We start from the raw sequence: 15,674 nt of genomic DNA on the forward strand, positions 1-15,674 counted from the left end.
TCGGCAGCTCAGTCAAGCAGCCCGCTGCGCCGGGCCGCGGTCGCGAGGTCCTGCTCGAACCGGTCCAGGGTCGCCATCGTGTACAGCCCGTCGATCTCCCGGTCCGCCCAGAGCTGGTGGAGGCTGCGCAGGTCGGACTGGCGGCTGAGCCAGCCTATGCCGTCGACCACCGCGAAGATGTACTGCCGGGGCTGGCGCACCTCGGCCATCTCCTTGACCTCGCGCACCGCGTCGGTGAGCTTCGAGCCGGTGGAGTCGAAGCCCTTCGCGGCGACCGCGATCTCCGCCCGGGCGCCGCCCGAGGGCAGCACCAGGTCGCAGGGGGCGCTGCGGTTGGCCGTGCCGGTGAACCTGGTGCGCACGGCGTAGGGCAGGCCGAGGTCCCGGGCGATCTCCTCGATCCGGTCCTCCAGGCTGCGCCCCGAGGTCCCGGCCCGGGTGGCGCTGCGGCGGCCGCCGCCGCGCTCGGCCAGCAGGTCGCCGAAGGTGTAGGTGCGCCGGCGCTGCGCCGCCACGGCGGCGACCAGGCCGAACTCCTCGTCCAGCCGCTCGATCAGCTCCTCGGACCGCAGCCTGGCGAGGGTGATCCAGCCGCTGGTGCCGAAGAGCTGCTTGAGGTTGTTCTTGAACTTCTCCTGCGGCAGCCCGACGGCCAGGCCCAGCACGTGGCACCACTCGGGGTGCGTCCGGACCCAGTCCGCCAGCACCTCCCGCGTCACCAGGGGCAGTTGGTCGAGCGCGTCGCCGGCCGCCCTGATCAGCAGCGAGTCGGGCGTCTCCAGGGTCGGATCGACGTGCTCGGTCAGCCGGGAGAGCGACCGGAGGTACTCGTCGAAGGTCGGGATGTCCGGCACCGGTCAGGACCGCCCGATGAAGAGGTACTCCGAGGCGGCGCGGCGGGCCGCCGTGGCGTGCGTGCCGAAGGAGTAGGTGTGGTCGATGGAGACCACCTCCACGTCCGACTTCACCTCGCGCAGCAGCGCGGTGATCGTGTCGAGGTCGGGCACCGCGTTCGAGGAGTAGGAGAGCACGATGGTCGACTCCGAGAACTTCTCGAAGGTGCGCGAGAGCGCGTCCTCGATGGTCCGCTTGTACGAGAACGGCGTGAACTTCTTGACCAGCTTCTTGGTCTTGGTGTTCTCCATGATCTCCTGGCCGCGCCAGTAGACCGACAGCCCCTCCAGGAAGTGGTACCGCTTCACATAGCAGTTGTCGTCCTTGGGCGGGGCGTACGGCGGGTCCAGGTAGACCAGGTCGAACCCGGTGTCCGGGACGTCGAAGACCTCGCCGGAGATCGCCTCGCACCCGGTGCAGCTGTCGAACACCGCGGCGTTGTACTCGGCCGCGCGCTCGCGGAAGTGGTCGCGCAGCGGGAGGTGGAGGTCGCGGCGGCCGTCGTCGTACCGCAGGTCGGTGAAGGTGAAGACGCCGCGCGGCTGCTTGCGCGCCGCCGAGAGCACCAGGGCCGCGATCGCCAGGTCGCGCTTGCCGCCCGTCATCCGGTCGATGTTGGACCAGGCGGAGTCCAGGAAGACCCGGTCCTCCTCGGTGAAGTACATCCCGCTGAACTTGGTCCGGATGAAGTCCCGGTCGTCCGCGGCGGGGCCGGTGACGGCCTCGATGTCCTCCTCGGTCAGCCGCTCGTGCTGGTTGACCACGGTGGCCCGCGCGATGATCGACGGGAAGTTCAGGAAGTCGTTGGAGGTGACCGCGTACCCCATGGACTTCAGCAGGTACGAGACCACTCCGCTGCCGCTGAAGGCGTCCAGCGCCGTCGAGCCGCCGATCCCGTCGAACGCCGCGGCGAGGTGCGGCAGCAGTTTGTACTTCGAGCCCATGTAGCGCAGGCGCGGGAAACCCTCCGCCCTGGCGGCTGCCGAGACCGGATCGGTCGTCTCCCGAGTCGGCTCGGGCACCAAGAGGCTCATGGCGCCAACCCTAACAAGGGGGTCCGACGGAGCCCGGGCACCGGAGGGCGCCGGGCCTACCGCCGGGCGCCGCGCGGCGGCAGCGGCCCCCGGAAGCCCACCCGGTCGCGGCGCCGCAGCCGGACCAGCTCGATCACCGCCGTCACCGTCACCCCGGCCGGCCCGACCAGCAGCGCGGCCCAGGCGGCGGCGCCGTGCGTGGCGCCCTGCTTGCCCAGCAGCGTCACGTGCCCGAGCAGGGTGAGCCAGACCAGCAGCACCGCGACCAGCGGCCGCACCAGCGGGTGCGCGCGGACGGCGAAGGAGTTGCGGTGGATCAGGTACACCGAGGGCAGGGTGAAGGCCGGCAGCCAGGTCACCGCCAGCAGCTGCAGCCCGACCGAGTTGCCGATGTAGGCGTTGGCGTCGGACTTCATCATCACCACCAGCATCCCCAGCGTGAGCAGGGCGGTGAGCAGCGGCCGGGCCACCAGCCGGGCCACCCGCCGCCTGGTCCCGTGCCGGGCCAGCAGCACCAGCGGCAGACAGGCCAGCAGCAGCGCGACCGGCCCGGAGAGCAGCATCACGATGCTGTCCGCGAAGGAGTCCTCGAAGAGCTGCTCGGCGGAGGCCCCGCTCACCAGCCGCACCACGAGCAGCACCGCGCCCAGGCCGAACAGCACCCTGGTCCACAGCAGCCGCTCCACCAGCGGATCGATCGTCTGCGCCGCCAGCAGCGTGACCACGGGCTGCGCCACCGGGTTCAGCAGCTGCCCCCCGGCCACCGAGACCACCCCGGAGGCCGACATCCGCATCATCCGGAACGGCCCGTACACCCGGCTCGCCAACCGCCACGGCAGCACCACGTCGAGCACCCACTCGCCCGCCTCCCGCCGCGGCACGGGCGGCTGCAGGTAGGGCGGCCGGTCGTACCCGTCGGCAATCTCCGGCCTGCTCATGGACGGCCCCCGCAGTCGTCAACGCTCCCCGCACATCGCGGCGCTGACACGGTGACAGGCCGCCGGGCGGGGCGCAAACCGATATGCCGGGAGCACGGCGCCCGGCAGCGTTCGACGCCCGCCCGACGGGCGGTCAGCGGCGCTCGCGGGCGGCGGGGGCGGGGCGGCCGTAGCGGCTCCGGCCGGTGGGCCGGTTGCGGCGGGGCCGCTCGGCGGCAGGCTCGGGGATCGTGACGGGCACGCCGGTGGGGACGCGGGCACCGGTGATCCGGGCCAGCTCCCCGTCGCCGGGCCGGACCTCGGTGGTGACGGGGCTGATGCCGGCCGCGGTCATCATCCGGGCCGTGCCGCGGCGCTGGCCGGGGAGGACCAGCGTCACGACGGTGCCGGACTCGCCGGCCCGGGCGGTGCGTCCGCTGCGGTGCAGGTAGTCCTTGTGGTCGGCGGGCGGGTCCAGGTTGACGACCAGGTCGAGGCCGTCGACGTGGATGCCCCGGGCGGCGACGTCGGTCGCGACGAGCGCGTCCACCTGGCCGCTGCGGAACTGTTCCAGGGTCCGGGTGCGCTGCGGTTGGGGCTTGTCCCCGTGCAGTGCCGCGGCCTTCACGCCGTTCGCGAGCAGTGTCTCGACCAGGCGGTCGGCGCCGCTCCTGGTGTCGATGAACATGATCACTCTGCCGTCGCGGGAGGCGATGTGGGCGATCGTGGCGTTCTTGTCGGTCGTTCGCACGTGCAGCACGTGGTGCGCCATCGTGCTGACCGCCGCCGCGGGCGGATCCACCGAGTGCGTGACCGGGTCGGTGAGGAAGCGCCGCACCAGACCGTCCACGTTGCGGTCCAAGGTGGCGGAGAACAGCATCGTCTGGCCGCCCTCGGCGACCTGTTCGAGGAATGCGGTGACCTGGGGCAGGAAGCCCATGTCGGCCATCTGGTCGGCCTCGTCGAGGACGGTGACACCGACCCGGTCCAGGTGGCAGAGCCTGCGCTCGACCAGATCCCCCAGCCGGCCGGGTGTGGCCACCACGATCTCCGCCCCGCGGTTCAGCACCTGCGCCTGGCGCCGGACCGGCACCCCGCCGACCACGGTGGCGATCCGCAGGCGTGTCGCGTGGGCGTACGGGGTGAGGGCTTCGGTGACCTGCTGCGCGAGCTCACGGGTGGGGACCAGGACCAGCGCGAGCGGGCGCCGGGGCTCGGCCTCCTGCCCGGCGGTGCGGGCCAGCACGGCGAGACCGAACGCGAGCGTCTTGCCGGAGCCGGTGCGGCCCCGTCCCAGTACGTCGCGGCCGGCCAGCGAGTTCGGCAGCGTGGCGGCCTGGATCGGGAACGGCGTGGCGATGCCCCTGCGTCCCAGGACCCTGAGCAGTTCCCCCGGCATGTCCAACTCGTCGAAGGATCCGACGGCGGGCAGCGCCGGCAGCGTGCTCACCGGCACCGCGAACTCCTGCCGCGAGGTGTGCCCCGCGCCGCCGTTCGATGCGGACCGGGAACCGGTCCGTCGGCGCGGAGGGTGGCTGGAACGGTTCATGCGCGGCCTCCTCTGGGCGGCGGGTGATCGTACGGTCGGCGCTCACCGGAAAAGCGGCGGCGGAGAGTCCGAGCCGTGGACCGCCAGGATGTGATGCCGATGCGGGCGCTGACTGTCCGTTCGTGCCGGAACAGCTCGCGAACCGGTGGTGCAAAGCCGAGGGGCCCGCACCGGGCACCAGGTGCGCGGCGCGGGCCCCTCGCTGCCAGGCGGATGCCCTGGCAGTGGGAACTACAGCGGGCGAATGTTCTCGGCCTGCGGGCCCTTCTGGCCCTGGGTGACGTCGAACTCGACCTTCTGGCCCTCAAGCAGCTCGCGGAAGCCGCTGGCGTTGATGTTCGAGTAGTGGGCGAACACGTCCGGGCCGCCACCCTCCTGCTCGATGAAGCCGAAGCCCTTTTCCGCGTTGAACCACTTCACAGTGCCATTAGCCATGTAAGAAATCTCCTTCAAGGGACCTTGCGGCACTCGCACGATACGAACGCCGAGTCACCGCGATGGGTGCCCGTCCGGAAAGATCCGGAAAACGAAAATGCGCCCGCGATACATCAGCAGGCGCAGACAAGTTCATGGGAACCACTACTGCAACTCCTTCGACTGTAGCAGCCCCGAGCCCGCAACGGGAGGACAGAACGTTCCCGATCTCGCCGGAAGCCGCCCCAGGCGACGGCGGGCCGGCTCCACCTCGCATGCCAACAGCCCTGATGGCCGGGGCAGTTGATCTGGCCGTGCGCGCTCCACCGGTGTGGCGGCTGACCTGGGGTGCTCCGGCGAGCCCGCGCCCCGGGGAGGGCCGTCCGACACACCCGACATTTCGGGCATCCCGAAATCGGGCGGTCGGAAAGGGTCGCCTCCGGCGCTCCACGGCGCATACTGGACTGGATGAGAAAGCCTGAAGCAGTCCGCCGCCACCTGCCCACCAGCCCCTTCAAGGCCAAGGCCGAAGCGCCGCGCAAGCACTTCGCCCTCGGCGAGCGCGTCACCCACGACGTCTACGGCCTCGGCCGGGTCATCGGTGTCGAAGGCGACACCGCGGTACTGGTCGACTTCGGGTCGCGACAGGAGCGCATCGCCGAGCCCTACCGCGGGATGTTCAACCTCTGACCCGCTCGGGGCCGTTGTTGCGCCGCCGACCCGCAGGACCGGGACCAGGGGGCGTGTCTCCCTGGTCGCATCCGGGACCGGACCCCTGGCCAGTTCGTGCCGCAGGGGTCCGGGTTTGACGATGCCTCGTTGCCGTTTCGGCGGATGCCGTCGATCAGCAGGGTGATGCGCCGGAGCAGCCGGCGATCGGGGAACCGCGGCCCGGCTGGGAGCGCTGCGCGAGCGGTCGCCTTCGGGTGCCCGGGGCGAGGATGGCGCGCTCCAGCTTGCCGAAGGCGCGCAGCAGATGGGACTTCACCGTCGCCTCGCTGATCAGCGCCGTTGCGTCGGCTCCGTCCGTTCCCGGCATCCTCAGGTCCATCAGGACCACGTCCGGTCCGTGCAGCAGCGTGACCGCGACGGCCTCCGCCGCGCTGTCCGCCTCGCCGACGACGGCCGGGTCGTCCTCGGCCTGACATCGGTTTCATGACCCGGGCTCGAACGGCCGTGATCCGTGGTCCACCGCCGCTGGGCCCCGAGGCGGTAGCGGAGCTCGCGCCGCAGGGTGAATATTTCATGATGAGAAATATTCACATAGGCGAAGCTTGTTCCACCAGGCAGTGGCGCGGGAGGTCCGCGCAAGGTCGGAAGGAGCGCAACGCCATGCGCGTCGAGGTGTGGGGCGACATCAACTGCCCGTGGTGCTACATCGGCAAGGCCCGGTTCGAGCAGGCCCTGGCGGGCTTCGAGCACCGCGAGGATGTGGAGGTCGTCCACCGGTCGTTCGAGTTGGACCCGCGTGCACCGCGTGAGGCCCGCCCGGTGCTCCCGCTGCTGGCGGCGAAGTACGGGCTGAGCCCGGAGCAGGCCGAGGCAGCGGAGGGACGGATCGCCGAGAACGCGCGGGGGGAGGGGCTGCCGTACCTGAGCGACGGGCGCGACGCGGCGAACTCCTTCGACATGCACCGGCTGCTGCACTTCGCCAAGGACCAGGGACGGCAGGCGGAACTGCTGGACGCGCTGTACCGGGCCAACTTCGCCGACGAGCGCTCGGCGTTCGCGGCCGGACGGCTGATCGAGCTGGCCGTCGAGGCGGGGCTGGACGGTGAGGCGGCGGCCGCGGTGCTGGCCGATCCGGAGGCCTACGCGGACGCCGTGCGCGAGGACGAGGCGACGGCGAGTGCGATGGGGGCGACGGGCGTGCCGTTCTTCGTCCTCGACCGGCGCCTGGGAGTGTCGGGCGCGCAGCCTGTGGAAACGTTCGCGCGGGCGCTCGAGCAGGCCTGGGAGAGCCGGACGCCGGTCCCGCTGATCTCGGTCGGCGGTGGCGACGCGCATGCCTGCGGGCCGGACGGCTGCGAGCTGCCCCAACAGTAGGAGCGGCACGTCCCACCGAACTGCGCGACAGCGCCCCGGTGGCCGGGCGGTGGCCCGGAAGCCGAACCGGGAGCAGAACTGAGACCACGCAACGAAGAAGGCCCCGACCGCTGGGCGGTCGGGGCCTTCGCTATGGCTGGTCAGCCACGCCGGAGGAGGCGAGAGTCGAACTCGTGAGGGGTTGCCCCAAACACACTTTCCAATTCCGTTCGCATTTTCGGGCATCACTCGAAGCGAGCTCGGGTCCCGCCGCCAGAAGGATCAAGCGGAGTCCGAAGGGGTCCCCGGCCAGCGAGGCGAGATCGCCTGGGAGAGCGCCGCGAAGCCGGTGCAGAGCAGGCGAAGGCTCCGCGTGAACTTCTCCTCCTGGCTGATGCGGGGGATCAAGTCCCCCATGACCAGCGGGAATCGCTCGCGCAGATCGGCGTAGAGCTCGGCTGTGACGACTGGCGGGGCGGCCGGCTGGTTCTGCTCCTGGAGCACGAAGCCGGTGATGTGGCTGAGCAGGGTGTCGGCCGCGATGCCGCAGTGCTCGGCGGGCAGTCCGGCGTCGAGGAGGGTGCCCAGGAGGCGTTCCATCAGGGAGAGGCCGCCGGTACTGAGCATGCCGGGGCTCTCGGAGAGGAGTTGGGCGCCGCCGGGGTGCTGCTTGATCTCCTGGCGCAGGGTGGTGGCCTGAGCCAGGAGGCGGTCCTGCCAGCCGGCGCCGGCCGGGAGGGCGGCGAGGGCTTCGGTGCCCGCGTCGTGAGCCCGCCGGCAGATCCGATCGGCCATCAAGGCGAGCAGTTCGTCCTTGCCGCGCACATGGTAGTAGAGGCTGCCGGCGTGGGCATCGAGGCGGTCGGCAACCTGGCGCATGGACAGGTTCTGGTAACCGACCTCGGCGAAGACGGCCATGCCCGCGTCGACGATGCGGTCCTTGGTGAGCTTCATGCAGCTCACCGTACAGCGTTTTCCAACAGTGTTCGAAAACTGTGCTAGCTTTGGCCCATCAGATTTTCGAACGGCGTTGGAAACCGCCGGGGGCTTGGGAGGGGCAGGAACATGGGGGCGATCCTTTTCAACGTGACCACGGCCGCGCTGATGGTCATGATGGTCAACTGCGGGCTGGGCGTCGTCGGCCGCGACACCCTGCGCTCGCGGCCGCTCCCGTGGGCGGCGATCGCCCTGACCGCCGTCGCCGTCGGCGGCGTGCTGCTCCAGCTGGTGTGGTCCGGCGCCATGGACGCGCTGGACTCGGACCCGGCCCGGACTGGCTGGTGGCGCGAGTACACCTCGGTGTTCATGCAGAACGGCGGCCTCTTCGGCGGCCTGTGGAACCTCGTCACCCTCGCCGCCGTCGCCGCGCTCGCCCACTGGTACTGGGGCGGCACGCTCACCCTCGCCTTCTTCCTCGCCGGCATCCTGCTGCCCGGTCGGATCGACGACCTGCTCGGCCTCGGGGACGGCCCCAGCACCGACCCCCGCAACTTCGCCGGCAGCTCCGGCGCCACCTACTTCCTCGGCGCCACCCTTGCCCTCGCCTTCCTCACCCGCGCCCGCCTCCCGAAGGAGATCGCCCTGGCGGCCGGCGTCCCGGCACTGGGCCTGGCCATGTGGTTCGCCCAGGAGAACGGCCACGGGCTGGTGTCCGTCTACGGGTTCGCCCTGGGGGCGGTGGCATGGGCCGTGCGGAGCAAGCTGGCCCGCCCGGCGGCCGAGCACGCGGCCTGACCTGCCCAGGTCGCGGGGAACCCTCAGGGACTCCACCGCGGACCACCCCGAATACGACGAAGGCCCGGACCGCTGAGCGGTCCGGGCCTTCGATCAACAGTCCTCAGCCGGCCAGGCGCCGCAGCCAATCGCGCAGCAGTGCCGTCTCCGTAACGCTCAGGGGCACCCCCGCAGCACCCTCGGCGTCGAGTGCGGCATCGAGTGCGAGAGCGCGTGAGGCGAGGTCCGATCCGAACGAGGCGGGCGGACCGGTGGTCACGGAGGCGATCACGGTATCCCGCAGTCGCGCCGAAGCCGCCAGGCCTCGCTCCGGCGCCGCCGCCTCGCTGATCAGCGCCAGGGCAGCGCCCGTCGTCGCGGCGTGGATCACGTGGGTCGCCTCGTCCACCGGCACCCGGAGGCGCCCGGCATCGGCCGCCCGGCTGAGCACTCTCACCAGCAGGGCGTGGGCCTCGTCGGCGGCCGGGGGCCGCTGCCCGGGCCGGGCCGTGCCGTACATGAGCACGTAGAACGCCGGGTGCCGCAGGCCGAAGTCGACGTGCAGGTCCCAACCCCGGTGGAGATCGGCCACCGGATCGTCGGACAGGCGCAGCGTCTCCTGCTTCTCGGCCAGGTACATCTCGAATCCGTAGGTGGCCAGTTCGGCGAGGAGCCCGTCCTTGTCCCCGAACATCCGGTACAGCGTCGGGGCGGTGACTCCGGCTGCACTGGCGACGGCGCGCGTCGACACCGCCTCGCTGCCGCCCTCCTCCAGCAGCGTGGCCGCGACCTGCAGTACCTGGCGCCGTGCGGCGTGCCTTCCCTCATCCATGGAACAACGATACGGCATTTTGCGTATCAGCGCTCTATCGGTGATACGGTTTTACCCGTAACACCGCTTCGGGCTGTGGGCGGCGCCGTACATGCGGACGTACCGCGCGGTGTCCGCGCCCACCGCCGCGCCGCGGCCTCCATGCCGCATCCCGGCGCGCGACCCACCCGGCAACCCGGCAACCCGGCGTCCCGGCGGGTGGACGTCCTGTTCGCGCTCACCGTCCTCCGGACAACCGCGCCGTCATCGGCGGCGCCAAGAAGGGAAGAACCATGTCCGACATCAACATCGTCATTGCCTCGTACTCGGGCTTCGGGCACACCGCGCAGATCGCCACGGCCGTGGCTGACGGCGCTCGCTCGGTCCCCGGGACGCAGGTCCTTCGCGTGGACGTCGCGTCCCTCGGTGACGCCGACTGGGAACTGCTGGACGCGGCGGACGCCATCATCTTCGGCTCCCCCACCTACATGGGCACCGCCTCCGGGGCGTTCCACACCTTCGCCGAGGCCACCAGCAAGCGGTGGAGCACCCGCGCCTGGAGGGACAAGCTCGCCGCCGGATTCACCAACTCCGGCTCCATGAGCGGCGACAAGCTGCACACCCTGCAGTACTTCGCACTCCTGGCGGCCCAGCACGGGATGCTCTGGGTGAGCCTGGACCTCCTGCCGGGCTGGAACACCACCACGTCCAGCCCCGAAGACGACAACCGGCTCGGCTTCTACCTCGGCGCCGGCGCCCAGAGCTTCAACGACACCGCCGCCGTGCACGACGCCGACCTGAACACTGCCCGCCACCTCGGCCGCCGCGTCGCCGAGCAGACCCGCATCCACCACGCCGGCAAGGCCGCCGCGGCGCGGTGACGCCTCCGACCCCACACCACCACCTCCGGCGGCGGCCATCGCACAAGGCAGCGGCCGCCGCCGGGACAGGAGAGCGAACATGACCCCCACGGGCGAAGACACCGTCCAGCGGCTGCTGATCGGCGGCACCTGGCAGCGGGCGGCGGGCGACCGGACCTACGAGGTGCACGATCCGTTCACCGGCGAGGTCACCTCCCGCGCGGCGGCCGCCTGCCCGGCGGACGCCATCGGCGCGGCCGAAGCCGCCGAGCGCGCCTTTCCCGCCTGGTCGGCGCTGCCGCCGGGCGAACGCCGCCGCATCCTGTGGACCGCGGCCGACATCGTGGAGGCGCGGGCGCAGGAACTCACCGAGGCGATCACCGCCGAGATGGGTGGCCCCGCAGTCTGGGGCGCGTACAACGTCAAGGCCCTCGCCGAGAAGATCCGTTACGCCGCGAGTGCGGCTCACGAGGGCCTGACCGGTGAGGTCATCCCCTCCGAGACGCCGGGCCGCACCTCGATCGCGGTGCGCCGGCCGGTCGGCGTGGTGGCGTGCATCATCCCGTGGAACGCTCCGGCGCTGCTGGCGGGCAGCTCGGTCCCGGCGGCGCTGGTCCTCGGCAACACCGTGGTCATGAAGGCCTCGGAGCAGACGCCGCGCACACACGGTCTGGTCGCCGAGTGCTTGACCGAGGCCGGCATGCCCGAGGGCGTGCTCAACCTCGTCACCAACGCCCCCGAGGACGCCCCCGAAGTGGTGGACGCCCTGATCGCCCACCCGGCCGTCCGCCGCGTCCACTTCACCGGCTCCACCCGGGTGGGCCGCATCATCGGTGAGAAGGCCGCCGCGCACCTGAAGCAGGCGATCCTCGAACTCGGCGGAAAGGCACCGGTCCTGGTCCTCGCCGACGCCGACCTCGATCAAGCGGTCAGCGCGGCGGCCTTCGGCGCGTTCGCCAACTCAGGACAAGGCTGCCTGTCCACCGAACGCATCGTTGTCGACCGCAGCATCGCCGACGAGTTCTGCCGCCGCCTGGCCGCCCTCGCCGACACCTTCTCCTACGGCGACCCCCGCGACCCGCAGTCCGTGCTCGGCCCCGTGGTCGGCCGGGGCACCGTCTCGCGTCTGTCCGACCTGGTCCAGGACGCCGTCGCGGCCGGCGCACGGCTCCTGGCCGGTGGAACGGCCGACGGCCCGTGCTTCGCCCCGACCGTGCTGGCCGACGTCACACCCGGCATGCGCGCCTACCGCGAGGAGTCCTTCGGCCCCATGGTCACCGTCATAGCCGTCGATGGCCCCGAGGAAGCCCTGCGCGTGGCCAACGACAACGACTACGGCCTCACCTCGGCGATCTTCACCCGAAACGTTCCCCTCGCCCTCGACCTGGCCAAGCGGATCAACGCCGGCATGTGCCACATCAACGGAACCACCCTCGACGACGAACCACAGATCCCGTTCGGCGGCCTGAAGAACAGCGGTTACGGAAAATCCGGCGGACGGGCCGGCCTGGAGGAGTTCACCGAACTCCAGTGGATCACCATCGAAGGTCCCCGGCCGCGTTGAGGGGAGGCCGAGGCGGCAGCTGAGCTCTGACCTCGACTCAGACCCCAGAGACGACGAAGGCCCGGACCGCTTCATGCGGTCCGGGCCTTCTGCCAGCGGAGGATACGAGATTGGAGCCCGTGAGGGGTTGCCCCCAACACGCATTCCACCTGTTCGTCCGACTGTCCGGCGGCGGCCGCAGGCGTCCTGACCTGCGGTGAAGCGGTTCGCCCGCCGGGCTCCGAACGGCGGCGAACGGGAGTGAACGCAACCAGAAGTGCAACCACGACGGGTATTTGCCGTACCCGACCGGCCCGGCGCTACGGTCCGTCGAAGCGGTTCTGGGCCGCCACCACGGCGTCCCCGTAGGCTGCCGCCCAGGTGCCCATCGCCCGGATCGGGCCGAGCAGAGCGCTGCCGGCCTCGGTGAGGGTGTAGTCGACGCGGGGCGGCGCCTCGGCGTAACGGCGGCGCTCCACCAGACCGTTGAACTCCAGCCGTCGCAGTGCCTGGTTGAGCACCTTCGGGCTGATTCCGCCGATCCGGTCCAGCATGGCCCGCGGCCGCATCGGACCGCCCTCGCCGAGGATGAAGACCACCACGCTGTCCCAGCGGTTGGCCAGCACTTCGAAGGCGATCCGAGCCCGGCAGTCCGCCGCGAACACGTCCCCCGCCATGTCGACCATGTCGTCCGGCTGTTCCATACGGACATCCTGCCCGGCCGATGCCTACCGCGTGGTGTCCATCGACCCTCGTAGCGTCCAGAGCACGGCATCCACGACGTGAACAGGAGCACGAAGATGCGCATCGGCATTCTTGGTACGGGCGCCATGGCGGCGGCCCTGGGCGGGGCATGGGTACGCGCCGGGCACCAGGTCCTGGTGGGCGGGCGCGACACCGAGGCCGCCGCCAAGACGGCGGTCGGCGTCGGGGCCACCGGGCATGGCAACCTCGCCGATGCGGCGCGGTACGGCGAGGCCGTGCTCGCCGCCGTACCCGCGGACGCAGCGCCGGCGTTGGCTGCGGCGCTGGCTCCGGCCCTTGTCGGCCGTACCGTGCTCGACTGCACGGTCCCGATGGCACCCGGAGCCGCCGGACCAGCGCTGACAACTGCAGGTGGCACAGACTCGGTCGCCGCCCGGATAGCCGCCGCCGCCCCCGATGCGCAGATTGCCAAGGTGTTCGGTGTCTGCCACGAGAGCATCTGGACCCTGCCACGGCCGACCTTCGAAGGGGCGCCCCTGGCGGTGCCCTTCTGTGCGGACGGACCGTCAGCTGCCACCCTGGTGGCCGAGCTGATCACATCGATGGGGTGTGTCCCACTGGCCTGCGGAGGGCTCGACCGCGCGGCGTTGCTCGAAGCGGCCGCAGTCTTCGCCGTAGGCGTCTGGTGGTCCGGCGGAGAGGCCCGGCACGTCTTCCCCGCCCCTGCTCTCGCCCCTGGTGCGATCGACGACGAGCCTTAGGCTCCGCGCGAACCGTCACCTGTGACTCGCCGGGCGCAACCGGAGTTGCGACCACGGAACGAGCGAAGGCCCGGTCCGCGTGATGCGGTCCGGGCCTTCGCTCGAGGCGGAGGATAGGAGATTCCGGCTGTCCTTGGAACGTCCTTGGAAGGCCGCAGGCATCCTGACCTGGCGCGGCGGCTCGCCGACTGGGAGCTGAACTGCCTTGGACGCGGTGAATGCAACCAGAACTGCAACCGTGGCGGGTCGCATCTGCCCGATTGCGCGAGAACGTTCTCACCGAACTGTGGGTGGTGGGTGAAGTCGCCGGCGACGGAGTGCAGCCCAGCCGGCGTCAGGGAATGATGACAACCTTGCCGCGGATCCTGCCGGCTTCACTGAGTCGGTGGACGTCCGCGAGGTCGGCCAGCGGGTACGACGCGCTGATGTCGAGGGTGATCACGCCCGCGTCGACGAGCTTCACGAGCGCGGCCAAGTGCTCGACAACGTTGCGGGCCACCATGTGCATCGCCGTCACCCCAGCGCCGGCTGGTGGCTCGACGGGGGTTGCGATCGATACGACCCGCCCGCCCGGCCGTACCGCGGATGCCAGGGCCACGGCGTCGTGCGGGCTCAGCGGGACGAGATTGAGCAGGGTGTCCACCGGGCCGTCGAGCGCGGCTGCGACCGGCCCGGCGGTGTAGTCGATCACCTGGTCGGCCCCGTGCCGCCGGACGGCCCGGGCGCTGCGGGGACTGGCGGTGGCGATCACCTCTGCCCCGGCATGCTTGGCGAGCTGCGTCACGAAGCCGCCGACGCCTCCCCCCGCACCGTTGACCAGTACTCGCTGGCCTGGCGTCACTTTCCCGTGCTCGAAAACCGCCTGCCACGCTGTCAGTCCGGCCACAGGAAGGGCTGCGGCGTCCGCAAGCGGAGCAGCGGTCGGCGCGGGAACGAGCAGCGCCGCCGGCGCCGTCACGTACTCGGCAGCCGCACCCGCGCGCTCCAGCCGCCCGACGATCCGGTCGCCGACGGCCACTCCCTCGGCGCCCGGACCGATCTCCACCACCGTGCCGGCGACGTCCCAACCCAGTGTGAAGGGGAGGGGCACGGGCAGGAACGCTTGGAGCAGTCCGTTGCGCAATGCGGCTTCGGTGGGGTTGAACGACGTCGCCGCGACACGGATGAGCACTTCACCGGCGGTCGGTGAAGGCCGGAGGACATCGTCGAGGCGGATCACCGACGCATCGCCGAAGGTGTGGATGCGCGCGGCCTTCATGGTTGTCATACGGTGAACCTACGGGCGCTCGGAGAGACGTTCCATGCGTCAAGGTGTCCTGTTCATACGAGTGCGTCTCACCCGTACGCTCCTCGCATGGATGTGCTGAGCGACGTGATCACGGTGGCGCGGACCGGTCGGCCCGTGTCGGCGTGCGTGCGCTGGCATGCCCCATGGGGGCAGCAGTTCGCCTCCGTACCGGGATCGGTGGCCTTCCAGGTGGTCCTGGAAGGCTCCTGCTGGCTCCTGTCTCCACAGGCGACACCGGTCCGACTGGGCACGGGCGATGTGCTGTTCCTGCCACACGGCAGCGGTCACACGCTGGCTGACGATCCGGCAACCTCAGCCACGGCCCCCGCCTGTTCCCCGGAAGACCCCGAACTGTCCGAGTCCTACGCTTCTGACAGCGTCGACCGGTCCGGCTGCGGCGGCCCGGTGACGGTCGTTCTCTGCGGTGCCTACCAGGTCGACCGATCCCGGACCCACCCACTCCTGCTGACCCTGCCGGACCTCATCCACCTGCCAGCAGACCCGTACCGTCACCCCGAACTGCAAGCCGCGGTAAGGCTCCTGGCCGGTGAGCTGGATCATCGGCGGCTGGGCACCGGCGCGATCGTCCCCGCCCTCCTGGACACCCTGCTGCTGTACATCCTGCGCATCTGGCTCGCCGAACAGCCCGCCCGCGGCACCACCACCGGCTGGGCCGCGGCACTCAACGATCCGGCAGTCACCGCCGCCCTCCACGCCATTCACCAGAACCCGGCCGCACCCTGGACCGTGGCGAAACTCGCTGCCGAAGCGGGCCTGTCCCGGGCGGCGTTCGCCAGGCGCTTCTCCGCGATGATCGGCCAACCGCCTCTCGCGTACGTCACCTGGTGGCGAATGACCACGGCCGCCCGCTTGCTCCAGGAGACGGAAGCGCCCCTGCGATCCATCGCCGTCCAGGTCGGATACACCTCCGAGTTCGCCTTCGCCAACGCGTTCAAGCGGACACACGGGCTGGCTCCGGGCAGCTACCGACGGAAGCGCTGAACACTGCATGGGCCACCGCTTGTCCAGCCGGTGTGCCGAGGGCCGAGAGAGATCTCTGCCCTTAGAGGGTGTTCGATAGGGGATTCCCCCCAACTGTCCGGCTTTGATCGAGGTAGCACGGACTCGATTCCAGGATCTCGTGGCGGTCGGGTCCGTGT

Annotated in this window: 17 protein-coding genes; 7 read left to right on the forward strand and 10 right to left on the reverse strand. The window is 71.0% G+C overall.

The features are described 5' to 3' along the window. Positions 1–8 precede the first annotated feature (8 nt). The 5 genes from ACFYNO_RS07045 to ACFYNO_RS07065 form a co-directional block, all read right to left on the reverse strand. Positions 9–854, reverse strand: coding sequence for a hypothetical protein (locus tag ACFYNO_RS07045; protein ID WP_388006509.1), 846 nt, complete (start codon positions 852–854; stop codon positions 9–11). Positions 855–857: 3 nt separating this feature from the next. Next, positions 858–1,928 carry a DNA adenine methylase gene (locus ACFYNO_RS07050; protein ID WP_388006512.1) on the reverse strand — a complete coding sequence of 357 codons (1,071 nt, stop codon included), beginning with the start codon at positions 1,926–1,928 and terminating at the stop codon, positions 858–860. Positions 1,929–1,984: 56 nt separating this feature from the next. Continuing rightward, entirely contained in the window at positions 1,985–2,866 is an 882-nt protein-coding gene (locus ACFYNO_RS07055; RefSeq protein ID WP_388006515.1) for a hypothetical protein, read from the reverse strand. Positions 2,867–2,999: 133 nt separating this feature from the next. Then, entirely contained in the window at positions 3,000–4,394 is a 1,395-nt protein-coding gene (locus tag ACFYNO_RS07060; protein WP_388006518.1) for a DEAD/DEAH box helicase, read from the reverse strand. Between the two features lie 231 nt (positions 4,395–4,625). Further along, positions 4,626–4,829 carry a cold-shock protein gene (locus ACFYNO_RS07065; RefSeq protein ID WP_030916923.1) on the reverse strand — a complete coding sequence of 68 codons (204 nt, stop codon included), beginning with the start codon at positions 4,827–4,829 and terminating at the stop codon, positions 4,626–4,628. A gap of 447 nt (positions 4,830–5,276) precedes the next feature. Between ACFYNO_RS07065 and ACFYNO_RS07070 the strand changes: the two genes are divergently transcribed. Then, positions 5,277–5,498, forward strand: a complete 222-nt coding sequence (locus tag ACFYNO_RS07070; RefSeq protein ID WP_388006521.1) for a hypothetical protein — start codon at positions 5,277–5,279, stop codon at positions 5,496–5,498. 154 nt (positions 5,499–5,652) lie between these two features. On the opposite strand, the gene ACFYNO_RS07075 is transcribed toward ACFYNO_RS07070, so the two are convergent. Beyond that, positions 5,653–5,847: a hypothetical protein gene (locus tag ACFYNO_RS07075; RefSeq protein WP_388006524.1), complete on the reverse strand. Its 195-nt coding sequence runs from the start codon at positions 5,845–5,847 to the stop codon at positions 5,653–5,655. A gap of 293 nt (positions 5,848–6,140) precedes the next feature. Between ACFYNO_RS07075 and ACFYNO_RS07080 the strand changes: the two genes are divergently transcribed. Further along, positions 6,141–6,854, forward strand: a complete 714-nt coding sequence (locus ACFYNO_RS07080; protein ID WP_388006527.1) for a DsbA family oxidoreductase — start codon at positions 6,141–6,143, stop codon at positions 6,852–6,854. 261 nt (positions 6,855–7,115) lie between these two features. Here ACFYNO_RS07080 and ACFYNO_RS07085 read toward each other — a convergent pair whose 3' ends face one another. Then, positions 7,116–7,787: a TetR/AcrR family transcriptional regulator gene (locus ACFYNO_RS07085; protein WP_388006530.1), complete on the reverse strand. Its 672-nt coding sequence runs from the start codon at positions 7,785–7,787 to the stop codon at positions 7,116–7,118. A 111-nt stretch (positions 7,788–7,898) separates the two neighbouring features. On the opposite strand from ACFYNO_RS07085, the gene ACFYNO_RS07090 reads away from it, so the two are divergent. Beyond that, a complete protein-coding gene (locus ACFYNO_RS07090; protein WP_388006533.1) occupies positions 7,899–8,567 on the forward strand; it encodes a hypothetical protein in 669 nt (222 codons plus the stop codon). A 103-nt stretch (positions 8,568–8,670) separates the two neighbouring features. Here ACFYNO_RS07090 and ACFYNO_RS07095 read toward each other — a convergent pair whose 3' ends face one another. Next, a complete protein-coding gene (locus ACFYNO_RS07095) occupies positions 8,671–9,378 on the reverse strand; it encodes a TetR/AcrR family transcriptional regulator (RefSeq protein ID WP_388006536.1) in 708 nt (235 codons plus the stop codon). A 272-nt stretch (positions 9,379–9,650) separates the two neighbouring features. Between ACFYNO_RS07095 and ACFYNO_RS07100 the strand changes: the two genes are divergently transcribed. Both ACFYNO_RS07100 and ACFYNO_RS07105 read left to right on the forward strand, forming a co-directional pair. Beyond that, on the forward strand, positions 9,651–10,238 hold the full coding sequence (locus ACFYNO_RS07100) for a flavodoxin family protein (RefSeq protein WP_388006539.1): 588 nt from the start codon (positions 9,651–9,653) through the stop codon (positions 10,236–10,238). Between the two features lie 79 nt (positions 10,239–10,317). Continuing rightward, positions 10,318–11,781, forward strand: a complete 1,464-nt coding sequence (locus ACFYNO_RS07105; protein WP_388006542.1) for an aldehyde dehydrogenase — start codon at positions 10,318–10,320, stop codon at positions 11,779–11,781. Positions 11,782–12,080: 299 nt separating this feature from the next. Here the strand turns inward: ACFYNO_RS07105 and ACFYNO_RS07110 are convergent, their stop codons facing one another. After that, positions 12,081–12,464: a winged helix-turn-helix transcriptional regulator gene (locus tag ACFYNO_RS07110; RefSeq protein ID WP_388006545.1), complete on the reverse strand. Its 384-nt coding sequence runs from the start codon at positions 12,462–12,464 to the stop codon at positions 12,081–12,083. A gap of 96 nt (positions 12,465–12,560) precedes the next feature. Between ACFYNO_RS07110 and ACFYNO_RS07115 the strand changes: the two genes are divergently transcribed. Then, positions 12,561–13,226, forward strand: coding sequence for an NAD(P)-binding domain-containing protein (locus ACFYNO_RS07115; protein ID WP_388006548.1), 666 nt, complete (start codon positions 12,561–12,563; stop codon positions 13,224–13,226). Between the two features lie 334 nt (positions 13,227–13,560). Here ACFYNO_RS07115 and ACFYNO_RS07120 read toward each other — a convergent pair whose 3' ends face one another. Then, on the reverse strand, positions 13,561–14,493 hold the full coding sequence (locus ACFYNO_RS07120) for an NADP-dependent oxidoreductase (protein ID WP_388006551.1): 933 nt from the start codon (positions 14,491–14,493) through the stop codon (positions 13,561–13,563). An 87-nt stretch (positions 14,494–14,580) separates the two neighbouring features. On the opposite strand from ACFYNO_RS07120, the gene ACFYNO_RS07125 reads away from it, so the two are divergent. Further along, positions 14,581–15,516 (forward strand): AraC family transcriptional regulator, encoded by a 936-nt coding sequence (locus tag ACFYNO_RS07125; protein ID WP_388006554.1) that lies wholly within the window; start codon positions 14,581–14,583, stop codon positions 15,514–15,516. Positions 15,517–15,674 lie beyond the last annotated feature (158 nt).

Source organism: Kitasatospora sp. NPDC006697, from assembly GCF_042869935.1.
Taxonomy (GTDB): domain Bacteria; phylum Actinomycetota; class Actinomycetes; order Streptomycetales; family Streptomycetaceae; genus Kitasatospora.

Coding starts and splice junctions, on each gene's coding strand:
- ACFYNO_RS07050 (WP_388006512.1), bottom strand. CDS start 1,928: ATGAGCCTCTTGGTGCCCGAGCCGACTCGGGAGACGACCGATCCGGTC.
- ACFYNO_RS07055 (WP_388006515.1), bottom strand. CDS start 2,866: ATGAGCAGGCCGGAGATTGCCGACGGGTACGACCGGCCGCCCTACCTG.
- ACFYNO_RS07060 (WP_388006518.1), bottom strand. CDS start 4,394: ATGAACCGTTCCAGCCACCCTCCGCGCCGACGGACCGGTTCCCGGTCC.
- ACFYNO_RS07065 (WP_030916923.1), bottom strand. CDS start 4,829: ATGGCTAATGGCACTGTGAAGTGGTTCAACGCGGAAAAGGGCTTCGGC.
- ACFYNO_RS07070 (WP_388006521.1), top strand. CDS start 5,277: ATGAGAAAGCCTGAAGCAGTCCGCCGCCACCTGCCCACCAGCCCCTTC.
- ACFYNO_RS07075 (WP_388006524.1), bottom strand. CDS start 5,847: ATGCCGGGAACGGACGGAGCCGACGCAACGGCGCTGATCAGCGAGGCG.
- ACFYNO_RS07080 (WP_388006527.1), top strand. CDS start 6,141: ATGCGCGTCGAGGTGTGGGGCGACATCAACTGCCCGTGGTGCTACATC.
- ACFYNO_RS07085 (WP_388006530.1), bottom strand. CDS start 7,787: ATGAAGCTCACCAAGGACCGCATCGTCGACGCGGGCATGGCCGTCTTC.
- ACFYNO_RS07090 (WP_388006533.1), top strand. CDS start 7,899: ATGGGGGCGATCCTTTTCAACGTGACCACGGCCGCGCTGATGGTCATG.
- ACFYNO_RS07095 (WP_388006536.1), bottom strand. CDS start 9,378: ATGGATGAGGGAAGGCACGCCGCACGGCGCCAGGTACTGCAGGTCGCG.
- ACFYNO_RS07100 (WP_388006539.1), top strand. CDS start 9,651: ATGTCCGACATCAACATCGTCATTGCCTCGTACTCGGGCTTCGGGCAC.
- ACFYNO_RS07105 (WP_388006542.1), top strand. CDS start 10,318: ATGACCCCCACGGGCGAAGACACCGTCCAGCGGCTGCTGATCGGCGGC.
- ACFYNO_RS07110 (WP_388006545.1), bottom strand. CDS start 12,464: ATGGAACAGCCGGACGACATGGTCGACATGGCGGGGGACGTGTTCGCG.
- ACFYNO_RS07115 (WP_388006548.1), top strand. CDS start 12,561: ATGCGCATCGGCATTCTTGGTACGGGCGCCATGGCGGCGGCCCTGGGC.
- ACFYNO_RS07120 (WP_388006551.1), bottom strand. CDS start 14,493: ATGACAACCATGAAGGCCGCGCGCATCCACACCTTCGGCGATGCGTCG.
- ACFYNO_RS07125 (WP_388006554.1), top strand. CDS start 14,581: ATGGATGTGCTGAGCGACGTGATCACGGTGGCGCGGACCGGTCGGCCC.